Origin of the sequence: Nostoc sp. (assembly GCF_036917935.1) — a bacterium.
In the GTDB taxonomy this organism is placed as follows: domain Bacteria; phylum Cyanobacteriota; class Cyanobacteriia; order Cyanobacteriales; family Nostocaceae; genus Nostoc.
The window spans coordinates 33,286-49,756 of record NZ_JBALEL010000016.1; the positions used below are offsets into that span (position 1 = coordinate 33,286).

Here is a 16,471-nt window from a genome sequence, read left to right on the forward strand (position 1 = left end):
TTTACTCAGTAAAAATACGTAAGCAGTAAAATTTGTCAACTTGATAATACTCCATCAAAGTATCGATCAATTTCTGCTGTAAGTATTTCAAAGTCCACAGGCTTGGTCAAGTGGGATTTGAAACCAGCCTGAAGCGCAAGCTGCCGATCCTCCTGGCTACCGTAGCCGGTGAGTGCAATCAGAATTGAGCGACTAAATTTGGAGTCTTTACTCAGTTCTTGTGCAACGGCAAATCCATCCATCCCAGGAAGTCCGATATCACAAATAATCACATGAGGCTCAATTTGCTTTGCGGTTTCTACCCCTAAAATTCCATTGTTGGCAATGGAAACCTCATGCCCAAAATATTCAAGCACTGCCTTTAATGATACGGCTGAATCCTCGTTATCTTCGATGACTAAAATCTTCAACGATTTTTTAGCCGCCTCTATAATCTCCAGATCGTTGTCCAAGGCTTTAATCTCTTCGCATACCGGGAGAGTGACTTTGAATTCTGCTCCCAAATTGATCCCTCTACTTGAGGCTTCAACATTACCACCATGAAGTTCCACAAGACTTTTTACTACTGAGAGTCCCAAACCTAGCCCGCCCCTAGAACGGTCTAAGCTGCAATCGGCCTGGGTGAACGGCTCGAAGAGTTCTGGTAATATTGTCGGCTCTATGCCTATGCCTATGTCTCTTACGGATAAGACCGCCACACGACCCGATCCATTCTCACCTGGAATAGCTGAGAGATCCACCCAGATCATTCCACCTGATTTTGAAAACTTTAAGGCGTTATCAAGAAGATTCCCAAAGATTTGGAAGAAGCGGGTAGAGTCAACATAAGCCCACACAGGTGTGTTTGGCAGGTCTTGTCTGACGGTAAGGTTCAATTTCTCTATTGCTGGTGCATGGTTGTTAATACTCTGGCGAACCAAATCTACTACATTAAACCTTTCGAGATTTAATGAAATCTTCCCGTAGGTGATGGATGATATGTCGAGGAGCTCATCGATCAATTTCGAGAGGTGCTTAATCTGGTGTTGCATCATTAAAACTGTTTCCCCGACTGCGCCAGTCTGGCCCAGTTTCAACTTGAGTAGCTGAACCCCATTCGAGATCGGGGCAACTGGATTCCTCAACTCGTGAGCTAGCATTGCAATAAATTTGTCTTTAAGGGCGTTTTGGTTCGTCAGTTTCTGGAAAAGTTGCACGTTCGCGATCGCAACTGCCGTAGTGTCAGTCAAAATCTCAAGCATTCCGATCTCTTCGGGCGTGGCTAGGTGTGGTGTACTCCAGTAGGCTCCAATCGCACCTAGTGGATCGGAAACCCGGATGGGAACCATCACTAAACTCTTGACGAAAGTTACTTTATATGCATCGAGAGGAATTCGGGCATCCTGGTAAATGTCCTCAATCACGGCTGCTTGTTTATTAAGCATTGCCCAACCGGAGATGCAAGACTTGAGCGGAAAACGCATACCTTTCCAAAGTGGGCCAATGGCGTTTTCATCGACATAGTGGCAACATTCACCATCCCGCAGTACAAAAGTTACTCCATCCGCATTTGTGAGATCGCGAGCAGCCAAACGCACAATTTCAATAATTTCTTCAATAGTCCGCACACAAGCTAAATCCTTCACGACCGAAAGCAGCCTGTTGTAAGACGAAATGTTATGGCTGTGATCTGAATTCTGTTCTTGAGAGATGGAGGTTTGTAATCTATTTTTCATAAAGAACTCCGAACAAAAAGGATGTCTGTATAAAAACTCAGGTAAGGCGGGTAGGTTCAGCAGACAGCTACTCTAATCGTAATCTTACTTTGATATTGAGAGTACAATCTGTTAGCGCATTTTTGGTTTTCCTATTATGGTATAAATATTTTGAAAACCACTACGTGAATATTCGGAATTTGCCCGTTTGCGATCATGCAACTTCTAATGTTTAATGTACTGGGGTTACGTAGTTAGTAAACTCGTTATTTAGCGATCGCTAAATAATACTCAAATCGCTCCCGGAGTTGTTCAACCGTTAGATTTTGAGTCCAGTATTCCACTAGGGCGTGACCAAATGCCCAGGCGTTGCGATCGGGTGAAGCGGAGTTTTCTAGCAGTAGCGGCCAGAGGGATAGCAATTCCAAGTTGAGCTTGTTAGAGTTGCTTGTATTCAAGAGCGAGAAAAGGTCATAAGCCATTTGAAGTTTGCCAATCACAATCGGCAGTTGTTCCACGGGAATTTGCTCCGCTAGCATATAGGCTAGGGCTGGAGATCCGGTTGATAGCGTAGAAACAAACTGGAGGACGGGACTTTTGAGCAATGCCGTTAGTCCCCGTGTTGTCGTCATCTGGAAGGTGTAGTGGTCGATGATTTTGGCAGCGGCGACGATGCGGACTTCTAGGTTACGCAAAAAGCGGGCGAGACGGAGTTGCTTGGTAGGTGCGATCGCATCCACTAATCCCAACGATAGCGCCTCAACTCCCCAAGGGATTCGACTTGTTTTGCTGTCACCTGTAACCACAGGTAGAACTAGATTACAGAAGTTTCCTAGTAACTTGGCGCGATACTCAGTGGCTTCGCGAATGGCAATTTCTTTTGGGCGATTACCCCATTCCCAATCATAAGGCGGTTGCCATTCGCGGATGGGACGCAGACGATCTACTTGAGTGACGATCGCGATTGCGCTAGGCGCACACTCCGTGAACGCAGGTAAATCTGCAACTTCTGCTTTGATGTCTTGCAAAAAGTCCACATCCATTTGCAGAGCCGGATCGAGGGCAGGGGTAGCTAACAGCAGCAAATCTGCATTTATGGCATAATCAAGCACCAGATTTCGGAGATCGGCACGGTTGACTTGTTCATAACCAGGTGTATCCAAAAGCGTCAGGGTTTCGCCGTTTTGAGTCTGCCATTGATAATTCTGAATGCGATCGGTACTGGGTAAAACATCAACGGCGGCGAGATCCGCCTGAAATAGCGTGTTAATCAGGCTACTTTTTCCTGACCCTGTGCGCCCCACCAGCAGAATATTCACGGGTTTTTGCTCAACCGCCTCGGCTGGTTGAGCTTGAGTTAAGATTTCTCGGAGTGTTTGAGTTTTTGTCTTGGGTAAAGTTGGTGTGGAAACTACGGTTGTTGAAACTGGTAATGTGCTACCTCCGTAGAGAGCGATCGCCTGTCGGCATAAGTTTCTCAGGGCAGCTTCCCGGAATAACTGGCTCAAATTCCCCAATAATTGCTGAGTTGCTTGGTTACTAGAACCCTGACTGGCTTGTTTTGCCACCGCCGCCACCGGATTTAAAACCCACTGTGCCCAATTCCAAGCTTTCCAGAATTTACGAGCCGATGGTTCCAACTTCCGGTAGACCTCATATCCTTGGTATGCTTGTCCAACCGTTACCTGATTGAGGACAGGCGATAACTTTTGCATCCACTGATCCATATCATCCACCGTTCCGCGAATCAGCCCGTAAGCTTGGGGAACGTAAATATTCAGCAGGGGATATTGAATTTGAGGATTGTAGATATGAGCGATCGCTACCACTAAATCCTGGCATCGCGTCCAAAAAGTTTGCCAGTCTTCCCAAATCGGGCGATCGCTTTGTGCTGCTTGCAAAATCTCTTGGAGTGCGGTTTCTGCAAGCTTTGTGACATCACTTCCCCCTGGTAGCCCTACTGTATCCTCTGCTGTCGATTCCAGTTCTTCGCGGACTTGGGCTAATACAGCTTCCACTTGGTTAACAGCAGGTTGAGTCCATTCGACTAGCAGCCAACGCCAACCAACGAATAAAAGGGTGAACACACCCCAGATCCAACTAATACCCCACGCATGAATTTGCGAACCGGCGGATACCAGTAAGAAAGTGATGATAAACGCGATCGGGATTGCCAACACTACCCATTGCCACGGTTTTAATCGCACCATTGCCCCATACCTGCTTTGATAACCCTTCTAATACAAATAGTAACTATAAAAGTTTGCAAAACTGATTGACTACCGATGATGGTATCTTTTGAATCTTCTAATTTTTTGTTCATACTTTTAGAAAATTGATGTTATGACTGTGTATAAATTAATATTGCTATAAACAATATTTTAGATTGGGTAATCAGGCAATTGTCTTCGATACATTCAGCGATCGCAAGCAAGAATAAAGATAGCGATCGCCTGCCAGAAGACCTAAAATACCACTAATGCTACACTTTTCTAGTATTCAAGGAGTAAAGGCTGTGGCTTCCATCACACTCAATATTTCCGATGAACAATTGCAGAAGCTGCAAGCATTAGCACGAGAGAGTGGTATATCGCTTGAAGATTTGTTACGTGCCAGGATAGAAGACTGGCTCAGTCAGCCGACGAGCGAGTTGGCTGCTTCCGCAAACTATGTGTTAAAGAAAAATGCCGAATTGTACCGACGTTTAGCATGATTAGAACAATTTAAACATCTTCTCATAATTAAATAAGATTTAAATTGACTAATGAGGCGATTGTCTCCCACACACTCTGCAAACACAAGAATAAAGATAGTGATTGACAAGGCTTTTTGCTGCCGATGAAATTTACATCACCAACTTGGGAATAATAAATCATGCTTGAGAAATATTTGCAAGGAATCTCAGCAGATTAGGTGTGTTTACCATCGGCAATTAAAGGAGCGAGAAGTTACATGAAAGTTAGTTCATCAGGAATTAAACTAGGTTTTGCAGTTGTTAGCGGCAGTTGTTTAGCAGCAGTAGCGATCGCTTTCAGTGGAGCAAGTGCAATTGCTGCTCAATTCATCACAATTGAAAGCACTGGCACATTATCAGGAACTATCGAACTTCCCAGAAATAATCCCAATTTCAATAACAGTATTACTCGTATTGATACGGATGAAACTGGAACTTATTACCGGAACTTAGGTACTAATAATAATCCTAATTATGTTCCTGTATACCAGTCAGACTATTTACAGGTAGAAACACGTTCTGATGGAAGTCTGCATAACTTTGTTGACTTTAAAGGTATTCCCTTTGTCTCGTTTGATGGTGTTCTCACATCGCCGGTTCTCTCTGGTGGTCAGTTGACACCCTATAAATACCAAGGACAATTGGCAGGAACCACATTTCAAGGAGTAGTTCAGGATGAATTTAATCTCACAAAAGCCTTCTATACTGGTACTGTCACCGACCCCGACACCGGAAGGAAGTATCAAGGTACTTTTGAAGTGAGTGGATATGGGGAACGATATAGTAATCCCAATGGTAGTTTAACTCCCACAGTCTTTGATTTCCAGTCCGATATCCCAGGTTTGCCAAGCGTAACATCTTTGACCATAACTAACGCTACCTTGGCAAATTTAAGAATCAAAGTACCTATAAATGAAACTTCTATTCCAGAACCCGCTAGCCTTCTCGGAACTCTGATGGTAGCTGGTTTTGGTATCGTTCTGAAAAGAAGAAAAGACATCGGACTTAAGAAGACGTTTTAAAACTGGGAGGCTGTTGTCATTTACTCACAAGGCTTAAGCATCAGTGCCTTGTGAGTAAATGACCTTAGAGGATGTTTTAAAAGTGGTCAGATGTAATTTTAGGCACTTCTAGATCCCCCCTAACCCCCCTTAACAAGGGGGGAACCGGAATCGAATCAAAGTCCCCCAATTTATCGGGGGATTTAGGGGGATCTAAAACGTTTTGTTACCGACGAAAGAACTTTTAAAACATCCTCTTAAAAAATAAGGACTAAAGTCCTTACTACGAACTTGCTTACCCATTAATTTAAATTGACAAACTACTAGGGGAATTTTAAATACAAGCCGAACTTGCAAAAGTCCGGCTGAGTTTAATCAATCATCTATACGCAGTAGCTTGCGGTAAAACGGTTGCGAAAAATCGGTAACGCGATAACGTTTATAGTTGTCCATAAGTTCAATTAAAAAATTAATAAACTCGAAACTAGCCATCATCAGTTCATAACTCATGTCAGCGTTGCCATCAAACTGGATTCGGCAACGGGTTAAGTCTGAGGGTAAAGTAGCAACATTCCAGGAGGCGACAAAGGGGACATGTTCGCTGGCTTCGATTTTCCGATGTCCCTCCAAGACCCCTTTTTGATAAAGACTGATGGCATAAGGTAAGAAATTGCGCCTAGCGCCCTGAACGTAAGGTAAGTAAACACTGGCTTGTTGTTGAGTGGCAGGCTGGAGTTGCTCAATAGTCATAGTTAAATATTCCTCAAGTTAGTTGGCAACTAGGGATATTAGTGGCTATTAGTAGTATTCCCCAAAGATGTGTCTAAAGCACATAGTGAAGAGTGGGGAATGAGGGAGACAAGGAGAATAACCATACCCCATGCCCAATAAATGAAGTTACTGCTAAGAAATATTAAAATTTCGGTTACAATGATGCTGCATTAACTGTTATCGAATCTGGGAACGGTAACACTAAAAATCCCTACTGTAAAGTGGTGGATGCCGTTATTGCAGTTTTTCCCAACAAAAAGCTGCTGCTACCTTGCTATTACTTTGCCCAAACCGGAGTTTTCATTAGAGAAAGTCCGACTCTACAAGCTTCCTGCCCAAGTGGCTATCAAAGGAATCAAGCCTCTGTCTAAGAGTAGCAAACGTGGTTAATATGAGGTAATTACGCAGAGTGGCGGTGACAACAAAGGTAATCCCAGCGGCTTTTGGCTTAGGGATAGCGGGTATTGCAGTTTGCCCATTCCGATTAGATCGGGAAAAGTAGCTTAGGGATATTTGTCCGTAAAATTACTAACTGTAGACAAATACTGGTTTTTGAATCAAGCAACCTAACCTATGCCAGCGAATTCCTGGCCCGAAGAAGATTCTTATCAAGAGCTTGATCCGCTCAACTCCTTATTGTCTGACCTATCAGTAGATGAGGAGTCAGTGTTAGAGACAGATCCTGTATCTCTAACACCCCGGTTTCAAGGTCGTAGAGGCAAAGCAGCTCTAGTCTTGACTATCGTCTGGAGTGGCACGATCGCTCTACATTTAGTTTCTTGGGCTTCCATATTTATTCTAGGACTGACCACCATTCTAGGATTTCATGCTTTGGTGGTAGTGTTTACTAAATCCCGTCGCTATCCAAAAGAAATACAGGGAGATTTGCCTTCTGTATCTTTATTAGTGGCTGCAAAAAATGAGGAAGCGGTAATTGCTAAATTAGTCAAAAATCTTTGTAATCTGGAATATCCAGGTGGGCAGTACGAAATTTGGATAATTGACGATCACAGCAGTGATAGCACGCCACATTTATTAGCAGAACTAGAACAGAAACACGACCAACTGAAAGTACTAAGGCGTTCAGCAGAAGCTACTGGTGGCAAATCGGGGGCGTTGAATCAGGTATTGCCGCTAACAAAGGGCGATATTATCGCAGTATTTGATGCTGATGCCCAAGTGACACCAGACTTGCTGCAACAGGTAATACCTTTATTTCAAAGAGAAAAGGTGGGGGCGGTGCAGGTGCGAAAAGCGATCGCCAACGCTAAAGAAAACTTTTGGACTAAGGGTCAAATGGCAGAAATGGCACTTGATACCTGGTTTCAGCAACAGCGAACTGCCCTTGGTGGTATTGGCGAACTGCGGGGCAATGGTCAATTTGTCCGGCGTTCAGCCTTGGAAAGCTGCGGTGGCTGGAATGAAGAAACCATTACCGATGATTTGGATTTGACAATCCGCTTACATTTGGATAAATGGGATATTGAGTGTGTTTTTCATCCAGCGGTGCAAGAAGAAGGAGTGACAAGTGCAGTTTCACTTTGGCATCAGCGCAACCGTTGGGCAGAAGGCGGATATCAACGCTATCTGGATTATTGGGATTTAATTCTCAAAAACCGCATGGGATGGCGGAAAAGCTGGGATTTGCTGATTTTTCTGCTGATTATGTATATTTTGCCGACAGCAGCAGTACCAGATTTATTAATGGCGATCGCTCGTCATCGTCCACCAATGTTAAGTCCGATCACAGGCTTGTCTATTTCTATGTCGATAGTAGGGATGTTTACAGGTCTGAAACGGATACGTCAAGATCAAAAATTCCCACTTTCTACATATTTTATGATGCTGGTGCAAACCCTGCGTGGCAGTTTATATATGTTGCACTGGTTAGTCGTCATGAGCAGTACTACTGCCCGAATGTCGGTAAGACCAAAGCGGCTGAAATGGGTGAAAACTTTGCATACGGGGAATGGGGAATAGCCCCTTTGGGAAATTCAAAATTCAAAATGCAAAATTATATTTGGTAATTTTGCATTTTTTTTTATTCATCATCAACTTCTGATTCTTCTACCCACTCAGGTGTAGTTATAGAGTCGGAGAATTCTGTGGAATCATCTGCGAAGCGGATAATTTGTCCGTTGAAAAATTCTGCTAAACGTTGAGCTGCGATCGCTACTTCGTCAGGTTCCCAATCAGGTGCGGGTGTTCGGGTTGGAGTTGGAGGCAAAGTTTGCACCCTATTGCCATTTGTCCCATTGCCATTTGCCCCATTGCCATTTGTCCCATTGCCATTTGTCCCATTGCCATTTGTCCCATTGCCATTTGTCCCATTTCCATTTGTCCCATTGCCATTTGTCCCATTTCCATTTTTTGCTGGTGTCGGCGCTGGTGGTGGAGTGGCTGGCTGCGGTACTGGCGCTGGAGGCGAAATTTGCTGATTGTAACTGGGAGTGGGTGGTTGCTGAACGCGAGTAGAGTCTTTTGGGGGAGGATTTTTTTTGGCTGAGGTAGAGTTTGAAGAAGTTCCTTTTTCTATATTTATCTGAATTTCACGCTGGAAAGTCCGTTGGAAAGCTGCCGCAATCATCGGTAGATAAGATTTCGCCTTGTCATACCATGCCTGTTTGGTCGCAATTCGAGCCACAACACCGTCGAACTCTACAAGATGGCTCACTTGACGCAGCATTTCTTGACTTGATTTTGGCTGGAGGTTAGCAAGCACCTGTTGCCAAACCTGAGTTAAGTCATATTCTGTTTCCCCAACAACTTCTGAAGTTACTGGTTCAATGTTCGCAGGTGACACGGGTACAGATACCGGTTCTGGGGTTGCTGGTGAAACTGAGTTAGCAGCAGAATTGTGATTTGTTGGCCGTTCAACTGGGGGAGATGAAGTGACAGGCTGATTTTGGGCAGCCGCTAGATGATTTGGGGATGCAGAATTATGATTTGTTTGCGGTTCAGCTAGAGGTACAGAAGAGACTGGGTGATTTTGGGCAACTGCTGGAGATACAGCAGGTGTGTTAACTCGCGACGCGACACTTGGGGCTTGTGGTTGAATATTTGTCGCACTGGGTAACAATCCTAGTAATGTTACCTCCAACCACAAACGCGGCTGGGTGGTATTTTTTATTTGCACTTCTGATGTGCGTAGGTGTTGCTGTCCCGCTAAAATCCCGCTTATATCGAAGTATTGAGCAAACTCAACCAGCGCTGTCCAAGTTTGCTGAGTACAAGCAACCAAATCGTGGCGGTTGGGTGCAGTTTTGGCTATGAGTAAATCGCGGTAGAAGGCGGCGAGATTTTGCAGAATAGTTAGGGGTTCTCGACCACGATCTAGGATGTAGTGAGTACAGTCTAGAACTGCTTCCGGTTTATCTTGAGCGATCGCATTTAACAGCCCCAGCAAGTCCTGTTCGCTTACCGTCCCCACCAAATCCCAAACTCGCTCTGGTGTCACTTCACCCGCTAACAAACCCAATTGGTCGAGCAAACTTTCGGCATCCCGTAACCCTCCCTGTGCAAGTTGAGCTACAAGGGTGACAGCATCGGGTGAAATATGAATATTTTCTATAGAGGCGATCGCACTTAAATGCTTCACCATCGCCTCTAACTGAATGCGTCTAAAATCAAACCTTTGACAGCGCGAAATAATCGTTGGTAACACCCGTTGCGGGTCTGTTGTCGCCAATACAAAAACGACGTGTCTCGGTGGTTCTTCTAGGGTCTTCAGTAGCGCGTTGAACGCCTGGGTACTGAGCATGTGGCATTCGTCGATTACATAAACCTTATAGCGACACTGCACAGGAGCAAACTGGGCTTTTTCAATCAATTCGCGGATATTATCGACACCAGTGTTGCTGGCAGCGTCGATTTCAATTACGTCTAAGGCGTAGCCCTTGGTGATCCCCTGACAAACCTCACACACGCCGCAGGGTTCAGCCGTGGGCTTGTCACCTTTGAGACAATTGAGGGATTTAGCCAGAATCCGGGCGCTAGAAGTTTTCCCCGTACCTCTAGGCCCAGTAAATAAATAGGCAGGGGCGATTTTGGATGTGCCGATCGCGTTCGTGAGGGTGGTAGCGATCGCCTCTTGACCCACCAGTTCAGCAAAACTCTTGGGGCGATATTTGTGGTGCAGGGGTTCGTAAGACATGGAAATATAGACTTCAATGCCTTTCAACGTTTATTACTAGCACCGAGTCGAGTTTGGGATTCAATTATTTTAAACTCTCGTACCTGCTTTGTTTATCGATGTTGCCATAGCGCCAGACTCAACTAATGCCGTATATTTTGGCACTCCGAAAAGCAAGCAACTAGAGCTTATCCTCTACTATGATTTCAACATCAATGTATGGGAATTATAGCATAGCATTTAGTACATTTGTTCTATTTAAAAGACTGGGGAGCAGAGAAGAATAACTCTTGACAAATGACAAATGACTAATGACAAATGACTATACGTTTTATTGACTGAACTAACGCCATAGTCCAGTGCGATCGCTACAATCTTAGGATAAGCAATATTCGATGGTGTAGCAGATGCTCAAGCGGCTATTTCAATGGCTCAAAAAGCTTTTTCAGGGCTTGTTTGGTGGAAAACAGACTACCTCAAAATCTAAGGGGAATGTGGAAAAAGAACCAGCACCACCCTTAAGCGATACGGATCTGGAATTTCTCTTCAACGAACTGTTGCAAGGAGTACATCAAGCACGAGGAGAAGCATGGGCACGGAAGTGGCTGCATAATATTGAACATCGCATCCCAACTGAAGACTGGGTTGAATGGTTAGGGCGCTTTGGCGACAGATTGCTAGCATCTCCCACACCCAATAATGAAATGGCTGCGCGGTTAGTGCAACTGGGTGAGTTGGGCATCGGAGAAATTGGAGATGTTGCCTATAATATCGGGATGCAGTTGTTGACACGCAATCAAGGCGAACCAATTTGGGAATATGAAGGGCCAGATGCGATCAGCACAACTTTGCCCTTTGAGCCAACTGCCCTAGTATCAGAGTCAGCAGATGCACCAGAGAACCCCCCAGAGGGAGAATACCAAACTGTCACCCTAGAAGAGTTGTTTGTGATGTTGCAGGAGGATGAAAACTTACGTCAGCAGATTGCTCAACAGCTTGCCGTTGAAACAGACGATCCACAACTGCTTGTCCAGGCATTAATTAGTCAATTATATCCTGCCGGTCAATCGACTACAGAGCAAACAGAAAATTAACTGCTTGCCAGAGTCAAATTCAAGAGTTAAACCTGGGAATTGTAACGTTGTAATGCTATGCTCTTGAAGATTTGTATATTTTTTGCTAACGTGCTACGGAAGCGCTGTCCGAATCTAATGGATTTTTAGGTAATTGATGATTTTTTTAACACAACGATGGCTAGAATCTAGAAAAACAAAATCCAAGAGTGTGGCAGATGCTCAGGCGGATATCGCAGTCGCTTAAAAGGTTTTTAAAGCGCCTCATTGCAAGTAAACAGAATAGTTCTCTCAAGGGTGCGAGAGGACGCAATCTCGTGCAGGTACTACCAGAACTAACCAATGCGGATCTGGAACAATTGTTTATCCAATTGTTAGAAGGCGTGCATCAAGCACGAGGACGACAGTGGGCATTGAGGTATCTGCAACGGATCGAAAATCGCATTCCGGCTGAACGCTGGATAGATTGGTTGGTGATGTTTGGCGAAAGCTTGCTAGCTTCACCTATACCAAATCCTCTTTTAGCAACACAGATGGTGCAATTGGGGGAACTTGGTGTTGGCAGAATTGGAGAAGTTGCATACAACATTGGCATTCGGCTAATGCAAAACTTACCCACAGAGATAGAGTCTCAGGATAATCAAGCAGAAGATGACGTAGAAATCACTCCTGGGCAAGAACTGATCAGCGATTTGGGCGAGCAGTTATGGGAGTATGATCAGCCAGATGTCATAGAAATTACTCCTGGGCAAGAACTGATCCGCAATTTAGGCGAGCAGTTATGGGAGTATGATCAGCCAGATGTGGTAGAAACTACAACCGATGAAGAAATTCTCCCAACTTCCCCTGGACAAGAGCTAATCCGTAGCTTAGGTGAACAATTATGGGAATATGATGTCCCAGATGTTCAACCAATAACATCAGCACCTCAAAATGCCTTTTTTGAGGAAAGATTGCCGGAAAACTTAGAGGAATTGGTATTGGAATATGAAAGGGAAGATGCCCAAACCACAATACCCGAAAATGTTCCTCTCCCGGCAGCGGAAGATTCAATCACCTCGTTAGCCCAATTGAGGTTCGACGGTGAAGAAGAAATTGTTCAATTTACAACACCAGCAAATCTCCTTTCCACTAGGCAAAGGACTGAATTAGCAACGTCTGACTCGGTGGAAACCTGGGATAATACTTTGACGAATTTAGAGCCAAATGTAGCTAATACCTTAGATGAGTTGTGGGTGAGGTTGGATCAAAGTACCAATTTAGTCCAGCAACTTGCTTCTGATTTGGCAGTTCAAAGCAGTAATTCCCCTGGTATTATTGAGCGACATAGCGATAATCCGATTACCCACGCTCAAGGGTGGTTTTATCAAGGTCTTCAGCAAGCGAAAACAGGTGATTTGTTAGGCGCGATCGCATCTTATGATCAAGCCATCGAACTTCAACCCGATTTCTCAGAATATTGGTTTAATCGCGGCTTGACGCTGTTTCATTTAGAACGTTTTGAAGAAGCGATCGCTTCTTATGAAACAGCCACACAACTGAAACCCGACTTCTACAAAGCTTGGTACAACCGGGGTGGAACTCTCGGAGAATTAGGATACTTTGAAGAAGCGATCGCTTCTTTTGACAAAGCCATAGAAATCAAGCCAGACTACCAAGAAGCGTGGTCTAGCAAGGGTTTGGCACTGCTGAAATTGGGTTGGCTACTAGAAGCTATTTCTAGTTATGACCAAGCGCTACATCTAGAACCAGAAGACCCAGAAAACTGGTATCACCGAGGCATAGCCCTAGCTGTAAGTGAACAATTTGCCGAGGCGATTATATCTTACGACAGAGCGATAGAAATTAACCCGGAGTACCACGAAGTTTGGATAGATCGGGGTGTGGTGCTGTTTAATTTGGGAAGGTGGTCAGAAGCGATCGCCTCCTGGGACAAAGCACTTTCAGTTCAAGCTGATTTCTACTTAGCTTGGTACAACCGGGGTATAGCATTAGACAACTTAGGACGCCGCCAAGAAGCGATCGCCTCCTATCAGCAAACGATCGCCATTAAACCCGACTTCCACTTAGCTTGGTATAATCAGGCAGTAGCACTGTTTTATTTAGAACAATTTGCCGAAGCGATCGCTTGTTATGACAACGCTTTGCAAATTAAACAAGACTATTGGGAAGCTTGGATTGGTCGGGGAACTGCGATCGGTCATTTAGTGAACTCTGACGTATTGCTGAACTTGGTAAGTAGTATCACAGCAACCAATCCCGCCTTACAACAGGGCGGCTACGAAGGAAAATTAGCCAGCTATGAGGAAGGGTTAAAGCATCTCCGGACTGATACCCACCCAGAAGGTTGGGGTAGATTGCATTTTGCGATCGCTAATACTTACTATGAGCAAGGTAAGAAACATACTAATCCCCGCGATTATTGGCGCAAAGCCGCATCTGAGTACCATCAGGCGCTGTTAACCCTGACATTAGAATATTTTCCCCAGTTGCACCTAGAGGTTTTACAATCTCTAAGCAAGGTGTTGATGGGTTTGGGACAAACAACACAAGTTCAAGAATTGCTGCAACGTGGCACAGATTTATTACAACAATTGCTGAGTGAAGAAACTCGCTCAGACGAAAGTAAAAAACAGCTAGCTTTGAAATTTGCCGGCTTCGATCAATTGGCAGTTGATTTAGCTGTGGAATCTGGTGATTTAGTAGAAGCTTGGCAAATTGCTGAACAAGGTAAAAATGCTTGTTTCAACTGGCTACTTTCTGGCTGGAATGATCATATTTACTCGCCTTATTATGGCGCAATTCAACAACTATTCAATCCCACAACAGCAATTATTTACTGGCATATTAGTCCAGTTGCTCTACACACATTTATTCTCAAAGACCAAGCACCATCACCAATTCTCCTGTTTACACCCATGCAAGATGCTGGGGTAATACCTTTAGGAGAAGACGCTATCCGTCTAAATGAATTGCCGCTACCCGAAGCAGTGCAACGCCTAATTGAATTTGAAGCTTGGTTAGAAGATTGGCATCAACAATACCAAGAATATCGCAGCACGGCCCAAGACAAAGAAAGTAAAAGCCAGCATTCTTGGCGAGTTGATATGGAAGAGAAGCTGTTGCAACTGTATGAAATCCTGAATATTTCCACAATTGCCCAGGAACTCGAAGGCATCACCCAACTGGTCTTAATTCCTCATCGTGACTTGTACAGATTGCCCATTCATACACTTTTCCATCTTTCTTCGCCATCTTCGGAAGAGTTACCCAATGTGGAATCAAATTTCACCGTCACCTATCTACCTAGTGCCCAAATAGGTTTATCAATCAGAACTGAGGATATTTGGCAGTGGCAAAATAAGTTATTGCTCAGTGTTGAACATCCTGAAAGTACAGGTTATCCCACACTTAAATTTGCCAAACTGGAGTCTGAACTTGTGAGTCAGATGTTCAATAATATTCAACGAATTCAGGGGGCAGAAGCTACAAAAAATATTGTCGAAAATGCCTTATCTGATAATTACAATATCTGGCATTTTACGGGTAATGCTACTAATAATTTAGCTGAACCAAAAAAGTCAGAGTTAGCATTAGCAGGTGAAGACAGACTTACTTTAGATGAAATCTGCCAGCAAAATCTGGCAAGTTACAACCTTATTACCCTCTCTGCCTGTGAAAATTTAAGTACTAGCAACTACACTATCAGCGAATATGTGAGTTTAGCTAGTGGTTTTGTGAGTCAGGGCGTACCTCATGTAGTGAGTACTCTCTGGAGTGTAGAATCTTCGGCTAGTGCTTTGGTGATGATCGAGTTCTACCGACGATTACAGCCCAATAAGTCAGCAGTTACTGCCTTAGCTGAAGCAACACGATGGCTGAAAGAACTAACTGCTGGAGAACTGACAAAATGGTATGAAGATGTCTTGAATAATTTGCATCCTGAAGAAGTACGAATTCAAACTTATTTAGCAACACAACTATATAGAAATAGTAAAATGGCATCAGATAAAAATCTTTATAATCATCCTTATTACTGGGCAGCTTTTACGATTATGGGTAAGCCGAATTAATCCTTTGAACTGGGGACTGGGAAGGGGAAGATTTGAACTGGGATTCAGACCTCAAGCAAATCTTAATACTTCGACTTCACTCAGTATGAAAGCCGAGCGAAGTCGTACTCCTTCCCTACGGGACGCTGCGCGAACAAAGAAGCAAGCTACCCGTAGCGTCTCTAAGAGATTTCAAATAATTTTTTCCCTTTTATGGCAGCAAGAATCTGAGCAATCGGGGGCTGGCCCCTATCCGACATCTGAAACAGAAGTGCCGCAGCTACGCCCAATACGGTTCGGATAAGACACGATCCCCCCAACCCCCCTTAAAAAGGGGGGACTAAAAATCGCTCTATTTCCCCCTTTTTAAGGGGGACTAAGGGGGATCTTTAAAACCTATGCACCTTAACCGAACCGTATTGCAGCTACGCCCGTCGTAGACATCGCTCGTCCAGTTTATCAGTACACATCCTAATATTACAGGAGCGATGTATAAACCCATAATTACCGTTCGCCTAATTACACGCGACGAACTTCCCCAACTTCTGGGGTTGTATCACCACCTAAATCCCGTCGATGCGCCTTTACCTGCTGATGATGTTTTACAATCTATAGGACTAGTATTTGATTTTTGAAATGCACGTAGTGGACTGTCTAGGCAAAATAGTGCATTAGACGTAGGTTGGGTGGAGCGGAGCGCAACCCAACTGATTATCAGGATGTTGGGTTACGCAAAGCCTCCACCCAACAAAGCAATTTTTTTGCAACATTAAAGCCATGACAGTCCACTACAAGACTACCGAGATTTTTTCAGAAATCAAATATGATTCCTATATCTGGGATACGATCTTACGTGATCCCCGATTGTATTACATTGTGGCTGACCTTGCTAACGCGAGGAGACGTTGCACTTCTATGAAAAAGCAGGGTTCAAGCGGGGAATAAAAACCGGATTTGTTGCCCTACCTCCAGAGGAGTTGTGAGCAGAACCGATACAGATTAGACCTCTGCTAA

General features: G+C 44.3%; 10 protein-coding genes. 6 read left to right on the forward strand and 4 right to left on the reverse strand.

The annotated features are described in order from the left end of the window. Window positions 1–35: 35 nt before the first annotated feature. Window positions 36–1,715, reverse strand: coding sequence for a hybrid sensor histidine kinase/response regulator (locus V7K62_RS07205; RefSeq protein ID WP_334863105.1), 1,680 nt, complete (start codon window positions 1,713–1,715; stop codon window positions 36–38). Between the two features lie 245 nt (window positions 1,716–1,960). Continuing rightward, window positions 1,961–3,904: a GTPase family protein gene (locus tag V7K62_RS07210; RefSeq protein ID WP_334863107.1), complete on the reverse strand. Its 1,944-nt coding sequence runs from the start codon at window positions 3,902–3,904 to the stop codon at window positions 1,961–1,963. Between the two features lie 269 nt (window positions 3,905–4,173). On the opposite strand from V7K62_RS07210, the gene V7K62_RS07215 reads away from it, so the two are divergent. Together V7K62_RS07215 and V7K62_RS07220 are read left to right on the forward strand one after the other, a co-directional pair. Further along, window positions 4,174–4,407, forward strand: a complete 234-nt coding sequence (locus V7K62_RS07215; RefSeq protein ID WP_442937235.1) for a ribbon-helix-helix protein, CopG family — start codon at window positions 4,174–4,176, stop codon at window positions 4,405–4,407. Between the two features lie 239 nt (window positions 4,408–4,646). Continuing rightward, window positions 4,647–5,450: a PEP-CTERM sorting domain-containing protein gene (locus V7K62_RS07220; protein WP_334863110.1), complete on the forward strand. Its 804-nt coding sequence runs from the start codon at window positions 4,647–4,649 to the stop codon at window positions 5,448–5,450. A 354-nt stretch (window positions 5,451–5,804) separates the two neighbouring features. On the opposite strand, the gene ebsA is transcribed toward V7K62_RS07220, so the two are convergent. Then, window positions 5,805–6,179 carry a type IV pilus biogenesis protein EbsA gene (ebsA, locus tag V7K62_RS07225; RefSeq protein ID WP_334863112.1) on the reverse strand — a complete coding sequence of 125 codons (375 nt, stop codon included), beginning with the start codon at window positions 6,177–6,179 and terminating at the stop codon, window positions 5,805–5,807. A 594-nt stretch (window positions 6,180–6,773) separates the two neighbouring features. Here ebsA and V7K62_RS07230 point away from each other — a divergent pair. Then, window positions 6,774–8,180 carry a glycosyltransferase gene (locus tag V7K62_RS07230; RefSeq protein WP_334863114.1) on the forward strand — a complete coding sequence of 469 codons (1,407 nt, stop codon included), beginning with the start codon at window positions 6,774–6,776 and terminating at the stop codon, window positions 8,178–8,180. 61 nt (window positions 8,181–8,241) lie between these two features. Here the strand turns inward: V7K62_RS07230 and V7K62_RS07235 are convergent, their stop codons facing one another. Further along, window positions 8,242–10,353, reverse strand: a complete 2,112-nt coding sequence (locus V7K62_RS07235) for a DNA polymerase III subunit gamma/tau (protein WP_334863116.1) — start codon at window positions 10,351–10,353, stop codon at window positions 8,242–8,244. 386 nt (window positions 10,354–10,739) lie between these two features. On the opposite strand from V7K62_RS07235, the gene V7K62_RS07240 reads away from it, so the two are divergent. The 3 genes from V7K62_RS07240 to V7K62_RS07250 all read left to right on the forward strand — a co-directional run bounded on the left by V7K62_RS07240 (window position 10,740) and on the right by V7K62_RS07250 (window position 16,092). Then, entirely contained in the window at window positions 10,740–11,426 is a 687-nt protein-coding gene (locus V7K62_RS07240) for a hypothetical protein (protein ID WP_334863118.1), read from the forward strand. 197 nt (window positions 11,427–11,623) lie between these two features. Continuing rightward, complete coding sequence (locus tag V7K62_RS07245; RefSeq protein ID WP_334863120.1) at window positions 11,624–15,478, forward strand: CHAT domain-containing protein; 3,855 nt, start codon at window positions 11,624–11,626, stop codon at window positions 15,476–15,478. Between the two features lie 467 nt (window positions 15,479–15,945). Beyond that, entirely contained in the window at window positions 15,946–16,092 is a 147-nt protein-coding gene (locus V7K62_RS07250; RefSeq protein WP_334863123.1) for a hypothetical protein, read from the forward strand. Window positions 16,093–16,471: the final 379 nt, after the last annotated feature.

Bases quoted from the DNA above. Each gene is read 5' to 3' on its own strand.
- V7K62_RS07205 (WP_334863105.1), bottom strand. From the start codon at position 1,715: ATGAAAAATAGATTACAAACCTCCATCTCTCAAGAACAGAATTCAGAT.
- V7K62_RS07210 (WP_334863107.1), bottom strand. From the start codon at position 3,904: ATGGTGCGATTAAAACCGTGGCAATGGGTAGTGTTGGCAATCCCGATC.
- V7K62_RS07215 (WP_442937235.1), top strand. From the start codon at position 4,174: ATGCTACACTTTTCTAGTATTCAAGGAGTAAAGGCTGTGGCTTCCATC.
- V7K62_RS07220 (WP_334863110.1), top strand. From the start codon at position 4,647: ATGAAAGTTAGTTCATCAGGAATTAAACTAGGTTTTGCAGTTGTTAGC.
- ebsA (WP_334863112.1), bottom strand. From the start codon at position 6,179: ATGACTATTGAGCAACTCCAGCCTGCCACTCAACAACAAGCCAGTGTT.
- V7K62_RS07230 (WP_334863114.1), top strand. From the start codon at position 6,774: ATGCCAGCGAATTCCTGGCCCGAAGAAGATTCTTATCAAGAGCTTGAT.
- V7K62_RS07235 (WP_334863116.1), bottom strand. From the start codon at position 10,353: ATGTCTTACGAACCCCTGCACCACAAATATCGCCCCAAGAGTTTTGCT.
- V7K62_RS07240 (WP_334863118.1), top strand. From the start codon at position 10,740: ATGCTCAAGCGGCTATTTCAATGGCTCAAAAAGCTTTTTCAGGGCTTG.
- V7K62_RS07245 (WP_334863120.1), top strand. From the start codon at position 11,624: ATGCTCAGGCGGATATCGCAGTCGCTTAAAAGGTTTTTAAAGCGCCTC.
- V7K62_RS07250 (WP_334863123.1), top strand. From the start codon at position 15,946: ATGTATAAACCCATAATTACCGTTCGCCTAATTACACGCGACGAACTT.